The 22,922-nt window shown below is 68.3% G+C and carries 18 protein-coding genes and 3 tRNA genes; 13 read left to right on the top strand and 8 right to left on the bottom strand.

Features of this window, described 5'->3' with window-relative positions:
* Positions 1-129: 129 nt before the first annotated feature.
* From D2E24_RS00700 to D2E24_RS00690, 3 genes are all read left to right on the top strand, one after another.
* The gene (locus D2E24_RS00700) at positions 130-648 is read left to right on the top strand and encodes a DUF4190 domain-containing protein (RefSeq protein WP_125967399.1); all 519 of its coding nucleotides are present in this window, start codon (positions 130-132) and stop codon (positions 646-648) included.
* Positions 649-808: 160 nt separating this feature from the next.
* A tRNA-Asp gene (locus D2E24_RS00695) sits at positions 809-882 on the top strand.
* Positions 883-928: 46 nt separating this feature from the next.
* A tRNA-Phe gene (locus D2E24_RS00690) sits at positions 929-1,004 on the top strand.
* Between the two features lie 174 nt (positions 1,005-1,178).
* On the opposite strand, the gene D2E24_RS00685 is transcribed toward D2E24_RS00690, so the two are convergent.
* The gene (locus D2E24_RS00685) at positions 1,179-2,231 is read right to left on the bottom strand and encodes a Gfo/Idh/MocA family protein (protein WP_125967398.1); all 1,053 of its coding nucleotides are present in this window, start codon (positions 2,229-2,231) and stop codon (positions 1,179-1,181) included.
* Between the two features lie 95 nt (positions 2,232-2,326).
* On the opposite strand from D2E24_RS00685, the gene D2E24_RS00680 reads away from it, so the two are divergent.
* Together D2E24_RS00680 and gndA are read left to right on the top strand one after the other, a co-directional pair.
* Positions 2,327-2,866: a very short patch repair endonuclease gene (locus D2E24_RS00680; RefSeq protein WP_420897456.1), complete on the top strand. Its 540-nt coding sequence runs from the start codon at positions 2,327-2,329 to the stop codon at positions 2,864-2,866.
* Positions 2,867-2,943: 77 nt separating this feature from the next.
* The gene (gene gndA / locus D2E24_RS00675) at positions 2,944-4,392 is read left to right on the top strand and encodes an NADP-dependent phosphogluconate dehydrogenase (RefSeq protein WP_125967397.1); all 1,449 of its coding nucleotides are present in this window, start codon (positions 2,944-2,946) and stop codon (positions 4,390-4,392) included.
* A 156-nt stretch (positions 4,393-4,548) separates the two neighbouring features.
* On the opposite strand, the gene pgl is transcribed toward gndA, so the two are convergent.
* From pgl to bilR, 6 genes are all read right to left on the bottom strand, one after another.
* Entirely contained in the window at positions 4,549-5,340 is a 792-nt protein-coding gene (pgl, locus tag D2E24_RS00670) for a 6-phosphogluconolactonase (protein WP_125967396.1), read from the bottom strand.
* 12 nt (positions 5,341-5,352) lie between these two features.
* The gene (locus D2E24_RS00665) at positions 5,353-6,330 is read right to left on the bottom strand and encodes a glucose-6-phosphate dehydrogenase assembly protein OpcA (RefSeq protein ID WP_125967395.1); all 978 of its coding nucleotides are present in this window, start codon (positions 6,328-6,330) and stop codon (positions 5,353-5,355) included.
* The gene (gene zwf, locus D2E24_RS00660) at positions 6,327-7,889 is read right to left on the bottom strand and encodes a glucose-6-phosphate dehydrogenase (protein ID WP_125967394.1); all 1,563 of its coding nucleotides are present in this window, start codon (positions 7,887-7,889) and stop codon (positions 6,327-6,329) included. Before zwf ends, D2E24_RS00665 begins: the two co-directional genes overlap by 4 nt.
* A gap of 189 nt (positions 7,890-8,078) precedes the next feature.
* Positions 8,079-8,432, bottom strand: coding sequence for a DMT family transporter (locus tag D2E24_RS00655; RefSeq protein ID WP_241222785.1), 354 nt, complete (start codon positions 8,430-8,432; stop codon positions 8,079-8,081).
* Positions 8,433-8,724: 292 nt separating this feature from the next.
* Positions 8,725-9,573, bottom strand: coding sequence for an EamA family transporter (locus D2E24_RS00650; RefSeq protein ID WP_125967507.1), 849 nt, complete (start codon positions 9,571-9,573; stop codon positions 8,725-8,727).
* Positions 9,574-9,959: 386 nt separating this feature from the next.
* Positions 9,960-12,056: a bilirubin reductase, long form gene (bilR, locus tag D2E24_RS00645; protein ID WP_125967393.1), complete on the bottom strand. Its 2,097-nt coding sequence runs from the start codon at positions 12,054-12,056 to the stop codon at positions 9,960-9,962.
* A 332-nt stretch (positions 12,057-12,388) separates the two neighbouring features.
* Here bilR and D2E24_RS00640 point away from each other — a divergent pair, with 332 nt between their 5' ends.
* Complete coding sequence (locus D2E24_RS00640; RefSeq protein ID WP_125967392.1) at positions 12,389-13,621, top strand: ROK family protein; 1,233 nt, start codon at positions 12,389-12,391, stop codon at positions 13,619-13,621.
* Positions 13,622-14,097: 476 nt separating this feature from the next.
* Positions 14,098-15,441, top strand: coding sequence for a xylose isomerase (gene xylA, locus D2E24_RS00635; RefSeq protein WP_125967391.1), 1,344 nt, complete (start codon positions 14,098-14,100; stop codon positions 15,439-15,441).
* Between the two features lie 480 nt (positions 15,442-15,921).
* Here xylA and D2E24_RS00630 read toward each other — a convergent pair whose 3' ends face one another.
* Positions 15,922-17,412 (bottom strand): xylulokinase, encoded by a 1,491-nt coding sequence (locus tag D2E24_RS00630; protein ID WP_125967390.1) that lies wholly within the window; start codon positions 17,410-17,412, stop codon positions 15,922-15,924.
* Between the two features lie 483 nt (positions 17,413-17,895).
* On the opposite strand from D2E24_RS00630, the gene D2E24_RS00625 reads away from it, so the two are divergent.
* The 6 genes from D2E24_RS00625 (at position 17,896) to D2E24_RS00600 (ending at position 22,903) form a co-directional block, all read left to right on the top strand.
* Positions 17,896-18,609, top strand: coding sequence for an ECF transporter S component (locus D2E24_RS00625; protein ID WP_125967389.1), 714 nt, complete (start codon positions 17,896-17,898; stop codon positions 18,607-18,609).
* Positions 18,610-18,730: 121 nt separating this feature from the next.
* Positions 18,731-18,804, top strand: a tRNA-Met gene (locus D2E24_RS00620).
* A gap of 203 nt (positions 18,805-19,007) precedes the next feature.
* Entirely contained in the window at positions 19,008-19,220 is a 213-nt protein-coding gene (gene rpmE, locus D2E24_RS00615; RefSeq protein WP_125967388.1) for a 50S ribosomal protein L31, read from the top strand.
* Between the two features lie 221 nt (positions 19,221-19,441).
* On the top strand, positions 19,442-20,530 hold the full coding sequence (gene prfA / locus D2E24_RS00610; RefSeq protein WP_125967387.1) for a peptide chain release factor 1: 1,089 nt from the start codon (positions 19,442-19,444) through the stop codon (positions 20,528-20,530).
* A gap of 5 nt (positions 20,531-20,535) precedes the next feature.
* Entirely contained in the window at positions 20,536-21,477 is a 942-nt protein-coding gene (gene prmC, locus D2E24_RS00605; RefSeq protein ID WP_164520943.1) for a peptide chain release factor N(5)-glutamine methyltransferase, read from the top strand.
* 289 nt (positions 21,478-21,766) lie between these two features.
* Positions 21,767-22,903, top strand: a complete 1,137-nt coding sequence (locus D2E24_RS00600; protein ID WP_125967505.1) for an ABC transporter substrate-binding protein — start codon at positions 21,767-21,769, stop codon at positions 22,901-22,903.
* Positions 22,904-22,922: the final 19 nt, after the last annotated feature.

Below are 22,922 nucleotides of genomic sequence, written 5' to 3'. Positions count from 1 at the left end.
GGACGGTACGGGCAATACGGCCAGTACGGACAGAGCCAATCCGGTCAATCGGCGCAGGCGCCGCAAGCCGCCCCGCCGGCCGGACAATACCCGCCGCAGGGCGCGTATGTGTACGGCTATGGCTATCCGATGCCGACAAACGAACGCTGGAACGTGCTGTGCATCGTCGGATTTGTCCTCGCATTCGTGATTCCGCCGGTCGGCGTGATCCTGTCGGCCATCGCACTCGTCCAGATCAACCGGACGCGCGAACGCAGCCGCGGACTGTCGATCGCCGGCATCGTCGTCGGCGGCGTGCTGACGGCGCTGTGGGTCGTGGGCATCGTGTTCGTCGGATGGGCCATCGACACGGCGATCCGATACTCGGACGATCAGGGCTCGTCGCACTCCTACTCCTACGACTACAACGATGCCGACTGCCCGGTCGAAATCGACGGCGAATGCTACAGTCTCGACGACCTCGAACGCGAATGGGGCGACTTCGACTGGGATGATTTCGGCGTGGGCGGTCTGGACGCGTCGAAATGGGTCGGCGACACGCCGAACGGCACTTTCGGAACCGATTTCGACGTCGATTTCGGCGGCGAAACGGTGTCGGAACCGGTGCTTGACGTGCGAGGGGTGGTTGCGGTGAATCTGCTTGGCTGAGCGGACGGTTGCCATCTGAAAGCGTTGGAATTACAACGATATTAGTGCGTCTCTCATTGCTGTTGAGGAATTTCCGACTGGTGCGACACGCCGAGACTTGCGTAAGTCGCCGAGATGGGTAATATATCTACTCGTTGCCTCACGCAAGTGAGAAAACAACGGCCGCGTAGCTCAGTTGGTTAGAGCGCCGCCCTGTCACGGCGGAGGTCGCCGGTTCAAGTCCGGTCGTGGTCGCTGATGGTGAAAGAACCCGGTTCGCCGGGTTTTTTCAACTGTCTCCGGCTCTGTAGCTCAGTTGGTAGAGCGAACGACTGAAAATCGTTAGGTCAGCGGATCGATCCCGCTCGGAGCCACCACGCGGAACCCCGCAAGTCGCAAGGCTTGCGGGGTTTTCCGTATCCGCAATGCGATTCGCATCATCGCCCTCGCCGCCGCGGCGGCACGGTCGCAACGTCCGGTAAAGGCGGCCGAACGGCGCTCACGGAAGACGCCGCCCGGCCACCCGCATACTAGATGCGTCCCGACAGGCCCTACTCGAACGGGTAGGTCAGGCCCCACTTGGCACGGATGCCGTCCATCAGCTCCATGATGCGCAGCGTATCGGCGTGCGGCATCGCCTCGCATTCGGTGCGCCCGTCGAGAATCGCCTCCGCGGCCGCGGCCACCTGATACTCGTAGCCGGTCAGCTGCTCCGGCACCTCGATGCGGCGGCGCAGCACATGATCCGGGCCATACACGTCGATCGCCTCCACATTGTTGATGTTGCGGCACTGCACGTAGCCGTCCGTACCCCAGATCGCGCCGTCACGGTCCGAAGCGACCAGCATCGACGACGTGGCCGACGCCATCGTCCCATCCGCATACACGAGCGTCGTCGCATTATGCGCGTCCACACCCGTCTCATACGGCACCATCGACGTGTCGATGCGCTCGACCGGCGTGGCACCATGACCGCCCATCACCATGTCGATGAAGTTCAGCGGATAGACGCCCACATCGAGCAGCGCGCCGCCCGCCAGCGCCGGATCGGTCATACGCGCCTTGCGCGACACCGGATAGCACAGGTTCGCGGCGATCATCCTCACCTCGCCGATCTCACCCGAGGCCACGACCTCGTCGATCAGCGCACGCGACGGCATGTATCGCGTCCAGATCGCCTCCGTGCACAGCAGCCCCGTACGCTCGGCCACGTCGAGCAGCTCGCGAGCCTGCGCCGCATTCGCCGTGAACGACTTCTCGACCAGGATGTTCTTGCCCGCCTCCAGACACGCGATGCCCTGCTGCGCGTGCAGGCTGTGCGGCGTGGCGATGTACACCAGATCGACGTCCGGGTCGGCCAGCAGCTCCTCGTACGAGCCGTACGACACCGGGAACCCGTACTGGGCGGCGAACTCGGCCGCGCGGTCGGCGTCGCGCGCCGCGACCGCGTACGGGGCGACCAGATCCGCATAGCGCGGGTCGGCGGCCATCCTCACCAGCGTCGTCGCCATCGAATGGGCGATGCGGCCCGCGCCCAGGATCGCCACATTGACCTTGAGGCCCTGCTCGCGCGCCTCGGTCCGCCTGCCGTTGAGTCGGCTCATGATTCCTCCTTGAATGATGTTGCGGCGGCGGGCGCAAGACGCCGCCGTCCGCACGGATACGACCGTCACCATTGTAGATTCGCGCGACGCGCACGATCGGCGGCGTGGCCGATAATGATGCGGTGGTCAAGGAGACGAAGACGAAACCGGCGAGCCGGTACGAGCGCGGCACGCGCAGCTACACGATGTCGCGCATCCGCGGCAAGGACACGTCGATCGAGACGCTGGTGCGCAGCTACCTGTTCCGGCGCGGACTGCGGTTCCGCAAGAACGACCGGCGCTATCCGGGGCATCCCGACGTGGTGCTGCCCAAATACCATGCGATCGTGTTCGTCAACGGATGCTTCTGGCACGCGCACGAAGGATGCCCCAAACGCAGCATACCCAAGTCGAACGTCGAATTCTGGACCGCGAAACTGGCACGCAACCGCGAGCGCGACGCACGCCAGCAGGCGACGCTGCGCGACGACGGCTGGAACGTCATCGTCGTATGGGAATGCGAACTGGGCAGGGCCGTACGCGAGGAGCGGCTGGAACGACTGTACGGGCAGATCGTCGGCGGGGGAGCAGACGTCGGGACGGACGCCGCCGGGATGGATGCCGTCGGGACGGATGCCGCCGGCTCCGCGGGGTGAGAACGGCCGGCCTGTTGGGGCGACGGCGGTAATACACTGGAATACGGCAAACGTACTACCTTTCGGAAGGAACCAGCATGTCCGCTGAAGCAAACGTCGGCGTCGTCGGCCTTGCCGCCATGGGCGCCAGCCTCGCCCGCAACCTGGCCCGCCACGGCAACAAGGTCGCCGTGTACAACCGCTCCTACGCGCGCACCGAAAAGCTCATCGCCGAGCACGGCGACGAAGGCGCGTTCTTCCCGGCCGAAACGATGGAGGCGTTCGTCGACTCCCTCGCCAAGCCGCGCACCGCGATCATCATGGTCAAGGCCGGCGAGCCGACCGACGCGATGATCGACGCGCTGGCCGACCTCATGGAGCCGGGCGACATCATCGTCGACGCCGGCAACGCGCACTTCCCGGACACGATCCGCCGCGAGAAGGCGATCTCCGCGCGCGGCCTGCACTTCGTCGGCTGCGGCGTCTCCGGCGGCGAGGAAGGCGCGCTGCTTGGCCCGTCGATGATGCCCGGCGGCACCGAGGAGTCCTGGACCACCCTCAAGCCGATCTTCGAATCCATCGCCGCGAAGGCCGAAGGCGAGCCGTGCGTGACCCACATCGGCGCGGACGGCGCCGGCCACTTCGTCAAGATGGTCCACAACGGCATCGAATACTCCGACATGCAGCTCATCGCCGAAAGCTACGACCTGATGCGCCGCGGCCTGGGCATGACCCCCGCCGAGATCGGCGACGTGTTCGCCGCATGGAACGAGACCGAACTCGACTCCTACCTGATCGAGATCACCGCCGAAGTGCTGCGCCAGGTCGACAAGAAGACCGGCAAGCCGCTCGTCGACCTCATCGTCGACCATGCGGGCATGAAGGGCACCGGCACGTGGACCGTGCAGGCGGCGCTCGACCTGGCCGTGCCGGTCACCGGCATCGGCGAGGCCGTGTTCGCCCGCGGCCTCTCCTCGCAGGGCGACCTGCGCGAGGAGGCGCAGCGTCAGGGCTTCGACGGCCCGACCGGCGCCATCGACATGCCGGCCGAGGACTGCGCCGCGTTCGTCGAGGACATCCGCGAGGCGCTGTACGCGTCGAAGATCGTCGCGTACGCGCAGGGCTTCAACGAGATCACCGAAGCGGCCAAGAAGTACGGCTGGGACATCGATCTGGCGGCGGTCGCGCGCATCTGGCGCGGCGGCTGCATCATCCGTGCCAAGTTCCTCAACCGCATCTCCGAGGCGTTCGAATCCGGCGAGGCCAACGTGTCGCTGCTGTTCGCCCCGTACTTCAAGGATGCGATCGAGACCGCCCAGCGTTCGTGGCGCCGCGTTGTGTCGCGCGCGGTCGCGTTCGGCATCCCGGTCCCGGCGTTCTCCTCGTCGCTGGCCTACTTCGACGGCCTGCGCTCCGACCGCCTGCCCGCCGCCCTGATCCAGGGTCAGCGCGACTATTTCGGTGCGCACACCTACCAGCGCGTCGACATGCCGGGTGCGTTCCACACGCTGTGGGCCACCGAGGAGCGTGAGGAGATCGAGGCCTGATCCCCTCGTTCCGCCGGTGTTCCGGTTGCGGCTTCCGTTGAACCGATAGATTGAACCGTCACGGCCCATGCATGATCAGTGAACGTGCATGGGCCGTGACGGTTCAGTCGTATCCGGAGGGGGCGGACGGCCGGTGCGGAAGACCGGCCACAGCCGTCAGAGGAGGGAGGCGGCGCCCTCGTCGACGAGCCAGAGCAGCTCGTCGCCGGCGGCGAACGAGCTGGGGGCCTGCGGATTGCGCGCGGCGGCGAAGACGCGGGCTACCGCCTCGGCCTTGCGGGCCTCGGAGGTGATCATCCACGTGTGGCGCGAACGGGCGATCATCGGCACGGTGAGCGTCACGCGCAGCGGCGGCGGCTTGGGCGAATCGCGCACGCCGGCGACCAGCACATGCGGATCGTCGATGAGCACCTGCGGCAGGCCGGGGAACAGCGACGCGAAATGCGCGTCGGGGCCCATGCCGAACATCGCGATGTCGAGACGCGGCTCGTCGCCCAGCTCGGCGGTCAGCTCGCGCTGGTAGTCGGCCGCGGCGGCCGCCAGCACCGCGTCGGTCTCCTCCGGGGAGGCGGTGGCGATCTCGTCGGCGGAACGACGGTCGGCGGGCATCTCATGCAGGTTCGCCGCCGGCATCGCGCCCGACGCGATCAGCGAGTCGAACAGGATGCCGCGCGCCTGGCCGGCGTTACGGTCGGCGTCGGCGGCGGGGACGAAACGCTCGTCGCCCCACCAGATGTGGACGCGCGACCAGTCGATTGCGGCGGCGAGCGGACTGTCCTTGACGGCGGCGAGCACGCGGTTGCCGTCGGTGCCGCCGGTGACGGCGACGTCGACGCGCGTGCGGCCCGGCTCGGCCAGCAGGTCGCCGATCGTCAGCAGCGTGCGCGCGGCGACCGCCTGCGCGAGCACGGTCGGATTCGGATGGATGATGGTCGTCGGATGGCTCATGGTTCCTTCGATTCAGTCGGTCGGGTGGATAAGGTCCCAGCCCTGCGTGATGACCTCGGCGTACACCTCGTCCGGGTCGAGTCGGCGCAGCTCCTCGCTCAGGCACTCCTCGAGCGTGCGCGCGGGCACGCTGATGGTCTGCGGCGACTGGCCGGGCATGCTGATGATCGCGGTGCCGGACTCCGGGTCGGGGCGCTCCAGCGACAGCACGCCGTCGGCGCGTGTCAGATACACGCCGGTGACCGCGTTGGCGCCCGGGATCGTCTCGACGGTGACCGGCACGTTGAGCTTGAGCCGCAGCCAGGCGGCCAGCAGGTCCATCGGCAGGAAGTCGGCCGGGCCGGTGACGCGCGCGGCGCTGATCGGCAGATGCGGCGGCTGGTCGAGCATCGAGGCGAGCATCGCACGCCAGACGGTCAGACGCGTCCACGACATGTCCACGTTCTTCGGCGACCAGTTGCGACGCAGGTCGCCCATCGTGCGGAACGGGTTCGACGAGCGCAGCGCGTCGGTGATGCGGCTGCGGGCCATCGCGCCCAGCAGGTCCTTCGACGGGTTCGCCGGCGCCTCGGTCGGCCACCAGGCCACGACCGGCGCGTCCGGGACGAGCAGCGGGATCACCATCGTGTCGGGATGGTGGACGAGACCGCCGCGCGGATGCAGCACGATGATCTCGCCGGCGCCCGCATCCGCGCCGAAACGCACCTGGGCGTCGAGATTCGACTCCTCGAACGCGGCGATCTCCTCGGCGGACGCGCCGGACGTGGCGTCGGGCGCGGCGGCGCGGCGCGGGCTTATCGCGATGACGCGGCACGGATGCTCGCGGCTGGCCGCGTTCGCCAGCTCCAGCGCATGCTCCAGCTCGTCCTCGTTCGTGGAGATGAGCAGCGTGAGCACACGGCCGGTCGCGGCCTCTCCGCGCTCGTCGTGCAGTTCGTCGATCGCACGCGAGATGTCGCGCGTGCGGGTGTTGGGCATATCGATGATCATGGCATCCTCCAATGGCGTCCGTCACGGGCGAGCATCTCGTCGGCCTCCTGCGGACCCCAGGTGCCGGCACGGTAGGGCTGCGGCTGGCCAAGCGTCGACCAGAACTCCTCGATCGGGTCGAGGATCTCCCAGCTGAGCTCCACCTCGCGCGTGGTCGGGAACAGCGGCGGGTCGCCCAGCAGCACGTCGAGGATCAGACGCTCGTACGCCTCCGGCGAGCTTTCGGTGAACGAACGGCCGTAGCTGAAGTCCATCGACACGTCGCGCACCTCCATCGACGAGCCGCCCGGCACCTTCGCGCCGAAGCGCATCGTGACGCCCTCGTCGGGCTGCACGCGGATCACGATCGCGTTTTTGCCCAGCTCACGCGTGGCGGTCGACTCGAACGGCAGATGCGGGGCGCGCTTGAACACGACCGCGATCTCGGTGACGCGCTTGCCGAGACGCTTGCCGGCGCGCAGGTAGAACGGCACGCCCGCCCAGCGGCGCGTGTCGACGTCGAGGCGGATCGCCGCGTACGTCTCGGTCGTGGACTGCGGGTCGATGCCCTTCTCGTCCAGATAGCCGACGACCTCATGCGAACCCTGCCAACCCGCGGCGTACTGGCCTCGCGCGGTGTGCGCGGCCAGATCCTTCGGCAGACGCACGGCGGAGAGGATCTTCGTCTTCTCCGCGGTCAGGTCGGCCGGGGCGAACGAGACCGGCTCCTCCATCGCGGTGAGGGCGAGCAGCTGCAGCAGATGGTTCTGGATGATGTCGCGCGCCGCGCCGATGCCGTCGTAGTAGCCGGCGCGACCGGCCACGCCGATGTCCTCGGCCATGGTGATCTGCACATGGTCGACGTAGTTGGCGTTCCAGATCGGCTCGTACATGGCGTTGGCGAAGCGCAGCGCCATCATGTTCTGCACCGTCTCCTTGCCGAGATAATGGTCGATGCGGAACACGCTGGACGGGTCGAACACCTCGGAGACGACCCGGTCGAGCTCCTTGGCGCTGGCCAGGTCGTGGCCGAACGGCTTCTCGATGATGACGCGGCGCCACGCGCCCTCGGTGGAACGCGACAGGCCGCAGTCGGCCAGCTGGCGCGACACCTGCGGGAACGCGCGCGGCGGCACCGACATGTAGAACGCGTGGTTGCCGCGCGTGCCGCGGTCGCGGTCGAGTTCGGCGACCGTGTCGGAGAGGCGCTCGAACGCCTTCGGATCGTCGAAGGTGCCCTGGACGAAGCGGATGCCGTCGGCCAGCTGCGTCCACGTGGACTCCTTGAACGGGGTGCGGCAGTGCGCGATGACGTTCTCGCGCACGAAGTCCTTGAACTGGTCCTCGCTCCACTCGCGGCGGGCGAAGCCGGTCAGGCCGAAGCTCGGCGGCAGCAGGCCGCGGTTGGCCAGATCGTAGATGGCGGGCAGCAGCTTCTTACGGGACAGATCGCCGGTCACGCCGAAGATCACGATGCTGCACGGCCCGGCGATGCGCGGCAGGCGCAGGTCGCGCGGGTCACGCAGGGGATTGGTCCATTGCGCGTCGGCAACGGATGCGGGCGTTGTGGATTCACTCATGGAATCCATCCTAGCCGCCGGGTTTCACCGGGGACGGAATACGGCGGCTATATGAGATTGCGCGGGTATGCGGGTGAGTGAGGACGGCTGTGCGGGAGGATGCGCGGGCGGCTGCGGTGCCGCCGTGCATAGGACGTGTATCGGTTGCTTATCGGCCGCGGTCGGGGCGTGACCGATAAGCGACGGCCGTCAGGATGTGGCGTGCGTGCCCCACTGCATGACGATGATGCCGACGATCATGATCGCCATGCCCAGGAACATCTTCCAGTTGAGCGGGTCGTCGAAGATGAACCGCGCGGCGACGGCCGTCAGGATGATGCCGACGCACGACCACACGCCGTACGCGAGCGCCGTGGGCATGCCGCGTTCCAGCACGACCGACAGCAGGTAGAAGCACACGACGTAGCCGATGACGACCGGGATCGCCCAGATCGGCTTGGAGAAGCCGGCCGAGGCGCGCAGCGACAACGTCGCGACGACCTCGCAGGCGATGGTGGCGAACAGCAGCAGCCAGGTGACGAGCATCGAACCTCCTTTGATCATGCGATTTACCTTATCGGACCGTCGGGCCAACGGTTTCCGCGTCGCAACCTGTATGCGGGAGCCTGAAATCATGCGGATTACGACGCGGACCGGGCGTTTTGCGTCGCAATCGGTACGTGGAATCCGGTCGTCTTACGGATTGCGACGCAAATAGGGCTTCCAACGTCGCAATCCGTAATCGGGAGGTAAGTCGTATGCGGATTGCGACGCGGATGGGCCGGCTAGCGTCGCAATCCGTAAACGGAAGTCCGGAATCATGCGGATTGCGACGCGACCGGGACGGACGGCGACGCTAGCGGGCGCCGAGGCGGATCTGGGAGACGAGGATCGCGAGGAAGATGAGCGCGAAGCCGACGCCGGCGGCCGGTTCGACCGTCTCGCCGTAGAACACGACCGAGAACAGCAGGCTGAACACCGTCTCCAGACACATGATCAGCGACGCCTGCGAGGGCGGCGTGACCTTGAGGCCCACGTTCTGCATGATCTGCGCGAGCATCGTCGCGCCGAAGAACAGGTAGCACAGGCAGGCGAGCACGTCCGGGGCGAGCCATGCGGCGGTCGGTGCTGGCTCGGTCAGGATCGCGCCTCCCAGGCACAGCAGACCGGCGACGACGAACTGGGCGAACGTGAGCGTGACCGGGTGGATGTGCCGGCCGAACTTGCCCAGCCACACGAGGTTGAACGAGAAGACGAGCGCGCACAGCAGGGTGAGCAGGTCGCCGGTGCCGACGGTCAGTCCGCCCAGTCCGGAGCTGAACGACACGAATCCCACGCCGGTCAGGCACAGTGCGGCCGACACGAGGTTGCGCAGGGCCGGCTTCTGGCGCAGCAGCAGCCACGACGTGAACGGCACGAGCACGCAGTAGGCGGCCGTCAGGAACGAGCTGCGGCCCGGTTCGATCATCGTCAGGCCGGTCATCTGGCTGACCATCGTGCCCCAGTAGGTGACGCCCACCAGCAGGCCGGGCACGATGATCCGCCGGTCGAGATACGGCAGGATCTGCCGGCGGAACAGCACCACCATGATCGACGCGGCGGCCAGCAGGCGGATCGCCATCAGCCATTGCGGGGTGACGGCGCCCATCGCGACCTTCGCGGTCGGATAGCTGCCGCCCCACAGCATCGCGCACGCCAGCAGCATCAGCTTGCCGACCGTGGGGGAGAGGCGTGGGCGGCGGCGCAGCAGGGACGCGGCGGAGCGCGTCGTCCCGTCGCCGCAGCTCGGGCGGTCGTGGTGTTCGATGCCGACGGCGGTCGTTCCGTCGTCCGCCGTCGTCGGCCGGTCGGCCGGAACGCCGGTCGTGTCGTCGATGATGTCCGTCATGCCGTCTCCTTCGTCACGTCGTCCGCGGCGCCGATGCGACCGATCGTCGTCGCCGGCGCGGGAAAACCGAAACACAGCATAGCGGCGCGGATACGGCAACGCGCCGCACGGGGGAACGTGCGGCGCGCTGCGTTGCGTCGTCGGCGGGCGGCGGCGATGACGGTCCTTCGGCCCGGTCCGTCGCATCCGATGATGCCGGCGCGTCAGAGCGCGGCGGCGGCGAGCCAGCCCTCCTCGACGGCGCGGTTGATGTCGGCGGCGCGACCGTTGCAGTCGCCGACGCGCGTCACCGCGATGCCGGCCTCCTCCAGCGCGGTCGTGTCGAAGGCGAGCGGCGCGGTGCCTACGGCCATGACGACGCAGTCGCACGGGATGGACACCGGCCGGGTCTGCGGCTCGGGCGCATCCTCGGCAGGCACCGCGCCCGGCGCGCCGGGACGGCCTGCCGAAGCGGGCGGATTGAGCGTCTCGACCGCCTCGACGCTCGTCTCGCCGATGCGCTCGACCTTCGTGTTGACCATCGTGACGACATGGTGCGCGGCGAAGTCCTCCATCATGATCGGCAGGATCGTGCTCGACTCCTCGCCGGCGATCCGGCCCATCATCTCGACGATCGTCACCTCGCAGCCGTAGTCGTCCTGCGCGATCAGCTCGGCCGTCTCCGCGCCGACGAGGCCGCCGCCGATGATGACGGTCCGCCCGTGCGGCCGCTGCTCGCCGGCGAGCACCTTCCATGCGTCGAGCACGTGCGGGGCGTCGGCGCCGGGGATCGGCGGCGTCGCGTTGCGGCCGCCCACGGCGACGACGACCGCGTCGGGCCGCTCGTCGAGCAGCATCGCGGGCGTCACGTCGACGCCGAGGCGCACGTCGACGCCGGCCGCGTCGACCGCGCGCTCGAACCAGCGGGTCGCACGCCGCATCGTCTCCTTGCGCGGCGGCACGCTGGCGATGCCCAGCTGGCCGCCCAGCTCGCCGGCACGCTCGTACAGCGTCACCGTATGGCCGCGCAGGGCGGCGACGCGGGCCGCCTCCAGGCCGGCCGGACCGCCGCCGACGACGGCGACGCGCTTCGGCTCGGCGGCCGGTTCGATGACGCGACGGTACTCGTAGCCGCCCTGCGCGTTGAGCACGCAGGAGATGAACCGGCGCGACGCGATCGCGTCGGTGCAGCCGCGGTTGCACAGGATGCACGGGCGGATCAGGTCGGCCTGGCCGGCGGCGACCTTGTTCGCGTAATCCGGGTCGCACAGGATCGGACGGCCCAGGCCCACGTAGTCGCACGCGCCCTCGGCGATCAGACGCGCCGCCTCGGCGGCGTCGGGGATCGCGCCCACCGTCGACACCGGCACGTCAACCGTCTCCCTGATGCGCCGCGAATACGGTTCCATGAACGAGTCGGGGCGGGTGCCCATCGCCGGGATCGTGTCGTTGAGATTGCCGGTGTGGTTCGCCTGGCCGACGTGGAACGTGTCGACGCCGTCCTCGACGAGCAGGCGCGCCAGCGTCGCCGCCTCGTCGATGAACAGGCCGCCGCGGCCGATCTGCGGATCCTCGGTGATGATCGGCAGCTTGTAGTCGATGCAGATGTCGGGTGAGCCCTCGCGGATCGCGCGCACCACCTGACGGGCGAAGCGCGTGCGGTTCTCGAACGAGCCGCCGTACTCGTCGTCGCGTTCGTTGATCAGCGGTGAGCACAGGGAGCCGACGAGACGGTCGCCGTGCACCTCGATCGCGTCCGCGCCCGCCTGCGCGGCGCGACGGGCCAGCGCCTTGATCGATTCGAGGATCTCGGCCAGCCGGTCCGCGCCCACCTCGTTGATGTAGTGCGCCATGTCGTGGTGGAGCTTGGCGCGGGCGCCCGCCATGTCGCCCTTGGCGAACAGTTCGGCCACGGCGACCGTGTCGTATTCGGGGTGGAAGACCTGCAGGCCGAGTTTGCAGTCGAACTCGTGCAGCGCGTCGGCGAGCGCCTTGAACGAGGGGATCTGCTCGTCGGTGACGAGCTTGGGTGTGGGGGAGATGGTGTGCACGGGGGTGACGTCGCCGAGCACGATGTACGCGGTGCCGCCTTCGGCGACGCGGCGGTAGAAGTTGATGCTCTGTTCGGTGATGGATCCGTCGCGCGCCTCGTAGCCGGTGGTCATGGGCGGGAACATGATGCGGTTCTTGAGCCGCATGTGGCGGATGTCGAGCGGCTGCATGAGCACGCGGGCCGGGTCGGCGGCCGCGTTGCGGTCGGTGGTATCGGCGGTGATGGCGGGATTGATGGGATTGCTGGGATTGCTGGGGTTGGTGGACATGGTCGGTCTCCTTTGGCCTTGTGGGCGCGGGACTCGGATGCCTCGTCGATGAGGCTCAAGACGGTCGCGTCACGTCCCACCCTATCAGTCCGGGCGTGTCGCCGCGCGCGGGGCGACGCGTGATGCGCGTCCGTGCGGATGCTGTTCCGTGCGGATGCTGTAAGATACGCGCGGAATATGGTCCCAGGTGAGGACGGGATGCGTCGCCGGATCGTCCGGACCGCCGACGGCACGCCGTCGGAGCGGCCGGGCGGTCGGAGCCGTCGTCCCGGAGTCGTGCGGAGCGACGTCGCCCGCACGCAAGCCGGGCGCAACATGGAAGGGGAATCGTCATGCCTCTGGTCAAGAGCATCAACCAGGACGACCTGCGCAACCACAACCTGTCGGTGGTGCTGTCCGCGCTGGCCCGCTCGCGCGAGCCGATGAGCCGCGCGGCGCTCGCCAAGGAGACGGGGTTGACGAAGGCGACGCTGTCGCTGCTGAGCGACATCCTGCTGCGCAACGGGGTCCTCCGACAGCTGCAGCCGACGTCCGGCGCATCGTTCGGTCGGCCCAGCACGCCGCTGACGTTCGATTCGGGTCGTTGGGTCGGACTGGGCATGCAGATCAACACCGACGGCTACGGGTATACGGTGCTTGACGTGACCGGGGCCGTCGTCGAAAGCGCGTGGGTCGAATGCTCGCTCGACGGGGCGAATCCGGACGCCGTGTTCGACCGTCTCGACGCGCTCGTCGCGCCGGTCGAACGGCGGCTGGCCGAACGCGGCTGCACGGTGACCGGCGCGCAGCTCGCCCTGCCCGGCCTCGTCACCAACCGCAACATGCTGCTCGACGCGCGCAATCTCGGATGGCGGGACCTCGACCTGACCCGCTTCGACGTGTTCCGCCGACTCCGCGCGGAGGCCGCCAACGAGGCGACGCTCGCCGCGATCGCGCAGATCCCCGGATACGCGTCGCAGCGGGCCGTCGGCGACTGGCCGATCGGACCGCTCGACTCGTTCGTCTACCTGTCCACCGATGTCGGCATCGGCGGCGCGTTCGTGCGCGGCGGCCAGATCGTCATGGGCGACAACGGGTTCGCCGGCGAAGTGGGCCATGTCAGCGTCAACCTGCGCGGGCCGCTGTGCCGCTGCGGCCGCCACGGATGCCTGGAGCTGTACGCGGGCCGTCGTGCGATGATGATCGACGCCGGACTGGCCGGCAACGACAAGGATGCGGCGCGCACCGAACTGCTGCCGCGGCTGCACGAGGCGTGGCGCGGCGGCGACACCAAGGCCGTGTTCGCCGTCGAGAACGCGGTGAGCGCGCTGGCGAGCGTCATCGCGTCCACGGTGAACATCCTCGACATCGACACGGTGATCTTGGGCGGATTGTGGAGCGAATTCGGCGACGACCTGCGCGAGAACCTGGAGCGGCGTGTCCAATCGCAGATCCTGGCGCGCGACGTGCTCAAGGTGCGGCTGCTGTTCCCGCCGGTCACCGAGCATCCGGCGATGTACGGCGCGGCGGTGATGGGACTGGACGCGCTGTTCCGCAACCCGCTGGCGTTCATGGACGCCGAATAGCGCAAGGGGTGCGGCGGATGCGGGCAGAGTGGGGGGCCGCCCCGCCGCACCCGCCGCATGCGGCGTCTGGGGCGGGGCGGATGGGTCGGCCGGATGGATCGGCCGGATTGATGAGTGAGGACGGACGGGCCTGAGCGGGGTTGAGCAGACCCGGGCGGACCGAGCGGGGGTTTGGCCAGGGCGCGTGGATGCGGTCACGGCTGAACGGACCCGGGTGGGGCCGAACTGACCTGTCAGTGTGAGTTAAATGAGCAAACTAACCGGCGGTCGCGATGGTGCGGGATCGGTGATTCCGTCGCTTTTCTCAGGTTGGGCGGCTGTCTGAAATCGTTGAAATTGTTGGCGACACGCCTATATCGTCTTTAAAGTTCAGTGATTTGACAAATATAGTTCGATGGATTTATATTTGAACCCGTCAGCCGGGAACGCAACCGATGCGGCACCGGGCAACGAAGCAGTCACGAGGAGAACACACTATGGGTCTGTGGGACATCGACAAGATCGAGTACGTCGGTCGCGACAACATCGAGCAGGGTCTCGGCTTCCGCTACTACGACGCCGACAAGGTCGTCGCCGGCAAGAAGATGAAGGACTGGCTGCGCTTCGGCGTCGCCTACTGGCACACCTTCGACGCCGAGCTCGTCGACCCGTTCGGCGTGGGCACTGCCCACCGTCCGTGGGCCGGCAAGTACTCCGACCCGATGGACCTGGCGCTCGCCAAGGTCGACTACGCGTTCGAGTTCTTCACCAAGCTGGGCGTCGAGTACTTCTGCTTCCACGACCGCGACATTGCTCCGGAAGGCGACACCCTGCGCGAGACCAACGCCATGCTCGACAAGGTCGTCGACAAGATCGAGGAGAACATGAAGGCCACCGGCGTCAAGCTGCTGTGGAACACCTCCTCCCTGTTCACCAACCCGCGCTTCGTCTCCGGCGCCTCCACCTCGCCGTACGCCGACATCTACGCCTACTCCGCCGGCCAGCTCAAGCACTCCCTCGAGATCGCCAAGCGCCTCGGCGCCGAGAACTACGTGTTCTGGGGCGGCCGCGAAGGCTACGAGAACATCTGGAACACCCAGATGAAGCGCGAGCAGGAGCACATGGCCAAGTTCTTCTCCATGTGCCACGACTACGCCAAGGAGATCGGCCTGGACGCCCAGTTCCTGATCGAGCCGAAGGCCAAGGAGCCCACGACCCACCAGTACGACTTCGACGCCGCCACCGCCATCGCGTTCCTCAAGACCTACGGCATCGACTTCATGAAGCTGAACCTGGAAGGCAACCACGCCAACCTCGCCGGCCACACCTACCAGCACGAGATCCGCACCGCCCGCGAGGCCGGCTACCTCGGCTCCCTCGACGCCAACCAGGGCGACAAGCTCCTCGGCTGGGACCTCGACGAGTTCCCGACCGACCTGTACGAGACCGTCGCCGTCATGTGGGAGGTCCTCGACGAGGGCTCCATCGGCCCGAAGGGCGGCCTGAACTTCGACGCCAAGCCGCGCCGTACCTCCTTCTACGAGGAGGACCTGTTCCGCGCCCACATCGCCGGCATGGACGCCTTCGCGGCCGGCCTGCTCATCGCCGACAAGATGCACCAGGACAAGTTCATCGAGAACCTGCAGGCCGAGCGCTACAGCTCCTACGACTCCGGCATCGGCGCGACCATCGAGAACGGCACCGCCACCCTGGCGACCCTCGAGGAGTACGCGCTCGACAAGCCGCAGGCCGAGCTGATCGCCGCCACCAAGTCCGACCACCTCGAGTGCGTCAAGGGCACCATCGGCAACTACATGATCGAGACCTTGGCCAAGGCCTGAGCCCGATCGCCACGGCCGGCCGAAGAAGCCGGCCGGCTTTCCTTTCATCATCCTGAGGTCGCCCGTGCTCCGAAATCCGGAGCACGGGCGGCCTCATCGTGTTCCGGGATCCGCGGAATCCGCCTCGCTTTGCCCCGGACGTGTTCCCTAAAGCGGTGGCGGCGGATACGTGCCGCCGGGGGCGGTGCGGCGTACCGTGATCCGCACGGCTAGACGTTGGTGTTACGGATTGCGACGCTGGATGGCCGTTTCGCGTCGCAATCCGTTTGCGGGGGCGGGTTGATGTGCGGATTGCGACGCTGAGGGAGTGTGTTGCGTCGCAACCCGTTTGTCGGGACGGGTCGATGTGCGGATTGCGACGCTGGATGGCCGTTCCGCGTCGCAATCCGTAAACATCGGCGCTGATGCATGCGGATTGCGACGCGAAACGGCCCTACACGACTATCGGTCCGTCCGGAGACGCCGACCGGACCGGCCGGATCAGCCGCGGTAGGCGGCGTACTGCTCGTAGACCTGAGGGGTCAGCTCGCCGGAGAGCGTGCCGTCGACGGTCAGCTCCCACGCCGGCGGCTCGGCCTCGCCGGAGAGGACCCACGCGGCCTGGCGGGCCGCGCCGATCGCCACGTACTCGTCGGTGGCCGGCAGCACGACGTCCATGCCCAGGATGCCCGGCGCGTACGCGCGCACCGCGGCCGACTTGGCGCCGCCGCCGATCAGCAGGATGCGCCTGACCTCGACGCCCAGCCCCTTGACCAGCTCCAGGCAGTCGCGCTGCGAGCACAGCAGGCCCTCGACGAACGCGCGGGCGATGTTCGCCTTGGTGGTGTTCTTCAGCGTCAGGCCGTGCAGGGTCGCGGTGGCGTCCGGGCGGTTCGGGGTGCGCTCGCCGTCGAAGTAGGGGATGAGGGTGACGCCTTCGGCGCCCGGCACGGACTGCGACGCCAGCTCGGCCAGCTCGTCGTAGTCGACGCCCAGTGCGGCGCGGCCGGCATCGGAGATGCGCGAGCCGTTGATCGTGCACGCCAGCGGCAGCCAGTGGCCGGTGCAGTCGGCGAAGCCGGTGACGGACGCGGTCATGTCGTAGGCGGGGACGGGGGAGATGGCCGCGGCCACGCCGGAGGTGCCCAGCGAGATGCTCACGTCGCCGACGCCCATGCTCAGGCCGAGCGACGCCATCGCGTTGTCGCCGCCGCCGGGGGTGATGATGCAGCCGCCGGGCACGTCCTTGCCGGCGATGGCCGGGTCGGCGACCGCGCCGATGCCGGTCGGGCCGAGGACGCGCGGCAGCGTGACGTCGCGGCGGCCGAACGCGAGCTCGAACAGGTCCATGCGGTATTCGTCGGACGCGGCGTCGAAGTAGCCGGTGCCGGACGCGTCGGAGCGGTCGGTGAACAGCGCGTCGAGGTCGGCGTCGCCGTCGGCGACCGGGCCGTGGCCGGCGATGCGCCAGCTGAGCCAGTCGTGCGGCAGGCAGACGGCGGCGACCTTGGCGGCGTTCTCGGGCTCGTTGGCGGCGACCCACGCGATCTTGGTGATGGTCAGCGACGCGACGAGCGACGATCCGACGGCCTTGACCCAGCGCTGGCGGCCGCGCATGACCGGGTCGTCGGCCAGGTCGTCCTCGCCGTCGCGCTTGGGGGCGGCGCCCAGCTGGCCGATGAGACGCTCGGCGTCGCCGGCGGAGCGGGTGTCGTTCCACAGCAGGGCGTCGCGCACGACGTTGCCCTGACGGTCGAGCAGGACCATGCCGTGCTGCTGGCCGCCTACGCCGAGGGCGGCGACGTCGTCGAGGCCGCCGGCCTGGGCGGCGGCCTCCTGGAACGCGTCCCACCAGGCGGCGGGGTCGCAGCTGGTGCCGTCGGGGTGCTTGGCCTGGCCGAAGCGCACGAGTTCGCCGGTCGCGGCGTCGGTGACGCGCACCTTGGTGGACTGGGTCGACGTATCGACGCCGGCCACGAGCATTCGGGTCATGGTGCCTCCTTGCAACGTTCCCGACGGTCGCCTCCGATGCGTCGATCGCATGCGGCCGCGGGCAGATAGTTAGATGATTGAACTATAAAGTCGAGTGTATCACGCACGCCGGTCCTCGCGCAGGGGAGAGGATGACCGTGTGTCGGATGCAAGGTGCGGATGTGAGGCGCGGACGTGCGGCGGGCGGGTCGGCGGCGTGGCGCACGTGATAACCGGTCATCGATCATACGTATATCCGGACGGCGAAATCGGCGCAGGCCGCCTGATAAGATGGCGCAGGCGCTTCCGCCCGGGCCGCGCAGGTCAAGGAGCGCCACGCGAGACGACGTCTGGAAAGTGGACCGCCCGGTCGTTCCCGTCGCCCCGGTGATTCGCACGACGGTGACGCCGATGGGTCGATGATTCCGGACGGGACCGTCAAGGCCGGTGCCGACGTCGTTCGCGGAAACTGCTGTGCGCGGCCAGAACCGGCAGGGGAGTACCATGTCCGACCGTCATACCCATTCATCGTCATTCGATTCCTTCGATTCATCCGATCCGTCCGATCCGTCCGCGTCCGGCCACGGCGCGGTCTCGTCGGCGGTCGCCGCCGAGATCCCCGTCCGGCTGCGCTGGACCCCGCAGGAGATCGCCGTCGGCGCCGCGCTCGGCGCGGCCTGCGGCCTGATCTTCTGGGCGTTCAACTTCGCCTACATGCCCGTCTTGTCCCTGCTCGGCGCGGTCCTGCCCGGCCTGGCGAGCCTCGTGCACGCCGTCTGGTACTTCTCCGGCACGCTCGCCCTGCTGATCCTGCGCAAGCCCGGCGCCGCACTGTACGTCAACCTGGTCGGCACGCTCGTCGAATCGGTGGTCGGCAGCCAGTTCGCGATCGGATTCGTGCTCGTCTCCGCCCTGCTGCAGGGCGTGTTCGCCGAGATTCCGTTCGCGATCACCCGCTACCGGCGCTACGACCTGCCCGTCTCCATGATTTCCGGCGCGCTCGTCGCGCTCGAATACGGCGTGTATCTGATGCTGTTCCGCTACCAGGGCGTCGCGTTCCTCAGCCCGCGCGGCATCACCCACATGATCTGCGAGGTCATCGGCGGCATCGCGATTAGCGGCGTGATGAGCTGGTATCTGTACCGCGCGATCGGCCGCACCGGCGTGCTCGACCGACTGCCGTCCGGTCGCGCGCTGCGCGCCGAACGCATGGCCTGAGCGCAGGATCGCCGCGGGCATGGTCCCAACACGAAGCCGCCGGATTGCGGCGGTTCGGCCGGCCGGTTTGCTACACTGAACAGGTTGGTCCGCGCCCGGCATCGCCGCGGCGCGCCGATGTGGGGCCGTAGCTCAGTCGGTTAGAGCGAGCGACTCATAATCGCCAGGTCCAGGGTTCAAGCCCCTGCGGCCCTACCCATCACCGCCGTTCCGGACTTCCGGAGCGGCGGTTTTCCGTTCCGGACGCGGGCCGGCTGCCGTCCCGTCGACGCCGGCGTTGCGTCCTCGGCGCACCGGCGCATCCCGTCCGCTCCCCGGCGTACAATCCTCAAGGTTCCGGTTCACGCCAGCCATCGGGGCGGGCGACCCGGAGTCCCCCGAATTCCATAGGAGACATCATGAAGCAGGGAATCCATCCCGAATACCAGACCGTTCAGGTCACTTGCTCGTGCGGCAACACCTTCGTCACCCGTTCCACCTCGAAGAACGACCACATGACGATCGACGTGTGCTCCAGCTGCCACCCGTTCTACACCGGCAAGCAGAAGATCCTCGACACCGGCGGCCGCGTGGCCCGCTTCGAGAAGCGTTACGGCAAGCGCACCAAGTAGCTTCCCCAACGCCAGTCCCATCGGAACGCGGCGTCGCCTCGGCGACCCGCCCGGGGACTGGCGTTTTTGTATATCCGGACCGATATCCGGACGGTATCCGGACCGGGATCCGGACCCTGCGCCGCGGCCATTGCGGACGGCCGCCCTCACACCAAGACCGCACCCCGAGACCAGACCCACCCCGACACCGACGAGACGACAAAGGACAGGCAAGGACAAGCATGGCAGACGAGCAGTTCCCCGCGGCGGCCACCGCATTGGAGGAGTACCGGTCCATCGAAGCGCAGATGGCCACCCCGGAAGTGGTGATGAACCCCGAGATGATGCGCAAGCTCGGCCGACGCCACGCCGAGCTGGGCGCGATCGTGTCCGCGTACACCGCGTACCTGCAGACGCGTGACGACCTGGAGGCCGCCCGCGAGATGGCCGCCGACGACCCCGACTTCGCCGAGGAGGCCAAGCGTCTGGAAGGCGAGCTGCCGGCCGTCGAGGAGAAGCTGCGCACCGCGCTGATCCCGCGCGACCCGGACGACGCGCGCGACACGATCATGGAGATCAAGGCCGGCACCGGCGGCGAGGAGGCCGCGCTGTTCGCCGGCGACCTGCTGCGCATGTACACGCGCTACGCGGAGAAGCGCGGCTGGAACGTCGTCGTCCAGTCGGAGAACACGACCGAGCTGGGCGGCGTCAAGGACGTGCAGATCGCCATCCGCGCCAAGGGCACGCCCGCGCCGGAGGACGGCGTGTGGGCGTCGCTCAAGTACGAGGGCGGCGTGCACCGCGTGCAACGCATCCCCGTCACCGAATCGCAGGGCCGCATCCAGACGTCCGCCGCCGGCGTGATCGTCTTCCCGGAGGCCGACGAGGACGACGACGAGATCCAGATCGACCAGAAGGACCTTAAGATCGACATCTTCATGAGCTCCGGCCCCGGCGGCCAGTCGGTCAACACCACGTATTCCGCGGTGCGCATGACCCACATCCCCACCGGCATCGTCGTGAGCATGCAGGACGAGAAGTCGCAGATCCAGAACCGCGCGGCCGCGCTGCGCGTGCTCAAGAGCCGCCTGCTCGCCATGAAGCACGAGCAGGAGGCCGCCGAGGCCGCCGACATGCGCCACTCGCAGGTGCGTTCGCTCGACCGTTCCGAGCGCATCCGCACGTACAACTTCCCGGAGAACCGCATCGTCGACCACCGCACCAACTACAAGGCGTACAACCTCGACGCGGTGCTCGACGGCGATCTGCAGGCCGTCATCGACTCCGACATCCAGGCCGACGAGGCCGAGCGCCTCGCCAACCAGAAGTAGGTCCGGTGGGCACCGTCATCGAAACGATCCGCTCCGCGGCGGCGCGGCTGCGCGAGGCAGGCGTGGACACGCCCGACCATGATGCGAAGCTGCTGCTGGCCGCCGCGGCCGGCTGCGAGCTGCGCGACGTCGACAAGGCCATGCTGATGGGCGACGACGTCGCCGCGCTGCCGTCCGGTCCGTCCGTCGCCGATGCCGATGATGCCGCCGATGCGTCCGCATCCGCGGTCGTCGCGCGCTTCGACGCGATGATCGCGCGACGCGCGACGCGCGAGCCGCTGCAGCACATCACCGGCCATGCGCCGTTCCGCTATCTCGACCTGCTGGTCGGGCCCGGCGTGTTCGTGCCGCGTCCCGAGACGGAGACGGTCGTGCAGGCCGGCCTCGACTGGATCACCGAGCACGGGCTGTACGGCCCGCGCGTCGTGGACCTGTGCGCCGGATCGGGCGCCATCGGCCTGGCCGTCGTCACCGAAGCGCCCGGCGCGCAGGTGTGGGCGGTCGAACGCTCGCCCGAAGCGTACGCGTGGACCGAACGCAACCGCGACCGGGTCGCCGCGGCGAACCCGTCGGCCGGCTGCAACTACCAGCTGGAACTGGGCGACGCGACCAGCCAGTTCGTCCTTCCCCAGCTGGACGGCACGATCGACATCGTCATCACCAACCCGCCCTACGTGCCGCTCGCCCAGATCCCGGAACAGCCCGAAGCGCGCGACCACGATCCCGACATGGCGCTCTACGGCGGCTCGCCGGACGGACTCGAGATCCCCGAACGCATCGTGGGCCGTGCCGCGGCGCTGCTGCGCGCCGGCGGCGCCCTCGTCATGGAGCACGACGTGAGCCAGGGCGACGCGCTCGTCGCCTACGCGCTCGCGCACGGCTTCTCCGTCGCGCGCACCGGCCGCGACTGGACCGGCCGCGAACGCTACCTGTTCGCGGAGAAGTAGGGGAGAAACAGGGAAGAAACAGGGAAGAACCGGAACGCAGCCCGGTTGCGCGACGTCTCACGATGAGGGAAAAACGGGCGGCCGGTAGGCGGATGCCTGTATAACGGTCGGCGGCAATCATCGCGGAAGGGGAAAGCGGAGGCCGCAGGCCGTCGCGGGGCCGGACCCGAGGTCCATACGACCCCACGCGCGCCGCGCGCGGCATCCGCGATGCGATGGAACGACAGAAGAAGGAAGACCGAACGTGAAGTTCTCCACCAAGCTCGCCGCGGCCGGCTCGGCCGTCGTCATGGCCCTGTCCCTCGCCGGATGCGACGGCGGCAACATGAACTACCCCTCCGGAGCCTCCGCCGTCATCACCGGCGACACGATCGTCATCGGCTCGGTGACCACCAACTCCGGCAGCGCGGCCGCCTACGGCGAGGCCGAACTCCAGGGCTTCCAGCTCGCCGTGGACGAGATCAACGCGGCCGGCGGCATCGACGGCAAGCAGGTCGCGCTCGAATCCATGGACGACAAGGGCGACGCCACCGAAGCGTCCAACGCGTTCAACAAGCTCGCCGGCGACGCCAACGTGGTCGCCGTGGCCGGACCCACCATCTCCGCCACCACCGCCGCGATCGCGCCGCTGGCCGACCAGACCCAGCTCGTCACCATCTCCCCGGCCGCCACCTCCGACTCCATCGAGACCGGCGGCTACCTGTTCCGCACCTGCTTCAAGGACTCGTACCAGGGCGAGGTCGCCGCACGCTTCGCCGCCGAGAACCTCAAGGTCAAGAAGGTGGCCGTGCTCTACGGCACCGGCGACCCGTACTCCTCCGGCGTGGGCGAGGCGTTCGCCAAGGCCGCCGAGGAGCTCGGACTCGAGGTGGTCGCCAAGGAAAGCTCCTCGTCCGCCGACGACACCGAATACTCCGCCCAGCTGCAGAAGATCCAGGCCGCCGGCGCCGAACTGCTGTACGCGCCGTACTACTACTCCGTGGCCGGACCGTACATCATCCCGCAGGCCCGCTCCGTGGGCTTCGACGGCTACGTGATGGGCCCCGACGGCTACGACGGCCTCAAGCTCACCGGCGACAAGTCCCAGTACGACGGGACCTTCTACACCACGCACTACTCCGCCGACGACGAATCCAACAGCAAGGTCCAGGACTTCATCACGAACTTCAGGAAGAAGAACGGCTCCGATCCGAACACCTTCTCCGCGCTCGGCTACGACACCATCTACATGATCAAGCAGGCCATCGAGGAGGCCGGCGACAACCTCACCCGCGCTGCCGTGCGCGATGCGGTGGCCGGCATGGAGTTCGAAGGCGTCACCGGCTCCTTCACGATGGACAAGTCCGGCTCGCCGACCAAGACCGTCATCGTGCTCGAGCTCAAGGACGGCAAGCCCACCTACAACACCACCATCCAGCCCAAGTGATCCGGGCGGTGGAAGACAA

Source organism: Bifidobacterium samirii (assembly GCF_003952945.1).
Taxonomy (GTDB): domain Bacteria; phylum Actinomycetota; class Actinomycetes; order Actinomycetales; family Bifidobacteriaceae; genus Bifidobacterium; species Bifidobacterium samirii.
This window is presented reverse-complemented; position numbering and strand designations above follow the sequence as displayed.

Excerpts from the sequence above, each read along its gene's own strand:
- D2E24_RS00700 (WP_125967399.1), top strand. The coding sequence starts at position 130 with ATGCCGACAAACGAACGCTGGAACGTGCTGTGCATCGTCGGATTTGTC.
- D2E24_RS00685 (WP_125967398.1), bottom strand. The coding sequence starts at position 2,231 with ATGAGCCGACTCAACGGCAGGCGGACCGAGGCGCGCGAGCAGGGCCTC.
- gndA (WP_125967397.1), top strand. The coding sequence starts at position 2,944 with ATGTCCGCTGAAGCAAACGTCGGCGTCGTCGGCCTTGCCGCCATGGGC.
- pgl (WP_125967396.1), bottom strand. The coding sequence starts at position 5,340 with ATGAGCCATCCGACGACCATCATCCATCCGAATCCGACCGTGCTCGCG.
- D2E24_RS00665 (WP_125967395.1), bottom strand. The coding sequence starts at position 6,330 with ATGATCATCGATATGCCCAACACCCGCACGCGCGACATCTCGCGTGCG.
- zwf (WP_125967394.1), bottom strand. The coding sequence starts at position 7,889 with ATGAGTGAATCCACAACGCCCGCATCCGTTGCCGACGCGCAATGGACC.
- D2E24_RS00655 (WP_241222785.1), bottom strand. The coding sequence starts at position 8,432 with ATGATCAAAGGAGGTTCGATGCTCGTCACCTGGCTGCTGCTGTTCGCC.
- D2E24_RS00650 (WP_125967507.1), bottom strand. The coding sequence starts at position 9,573 with ATGCTGCTGGCGTGCGCGATGCTGTGGGGCGGCAGCTATCCGACCGCG.
- bilR (WP_125967393.1), bottom strand. The coding sequence starts at position 12,056 with ATGTCCACCAACCCCAGCAATCCCAGCAATCCCATCAATCCCGCCATC.
- D2E24_RS00640 (WP_125967392.1), top strand. The coding sequence starts at position 12,389 with ATGCCTCTGGTCAAGAGCATCAACCAGGACGACCTGCGCAACCACAAC.
- xylA (WP_125967391.1), top strand. The coding sequence starts at position 14,098 with ATGGGTCTGTGGGACATCGACAAGATCGAGTACGTCGGTCGCGACAAC.
- D2E24_RS00630 (WP_125967390.1), bottom strand. The coding sequence starts at position 17,412 with ATGACCCGAATGCTCGTGGCCGGCGTCGATACGTCGACCCAGTCCACC.
- D2E24_RS00625 (WP_125967389.1), top strand. The coding sequence starts at position 17,896 with ATGTCCGACCGTCATACCCATTCATCGTCATTCGATTCCTTCGATTCA.
- rpmE (WP_125967388.1), top strand. The coding sequence starts at position 19,008 with ATGAAGCAGGGAATCCATCCCGAATACCAGACCGTTCAGGTCACTTGC.
- prfA (WP_125967387.1), top strand. The coding sequence starts at position 19,442 with ATGGCAGACGAGCAGTTCCCCGCGGCGGCCACCGCATTGGAGGAGTAC.
- D2E24_RS00600 (WP_125967505.1), top strand. The coding sequence starts at position 21,767 with ATGGCCCTGTCCCTCGCCGGATGCGACGGCGGCAACATGAACTACCCC.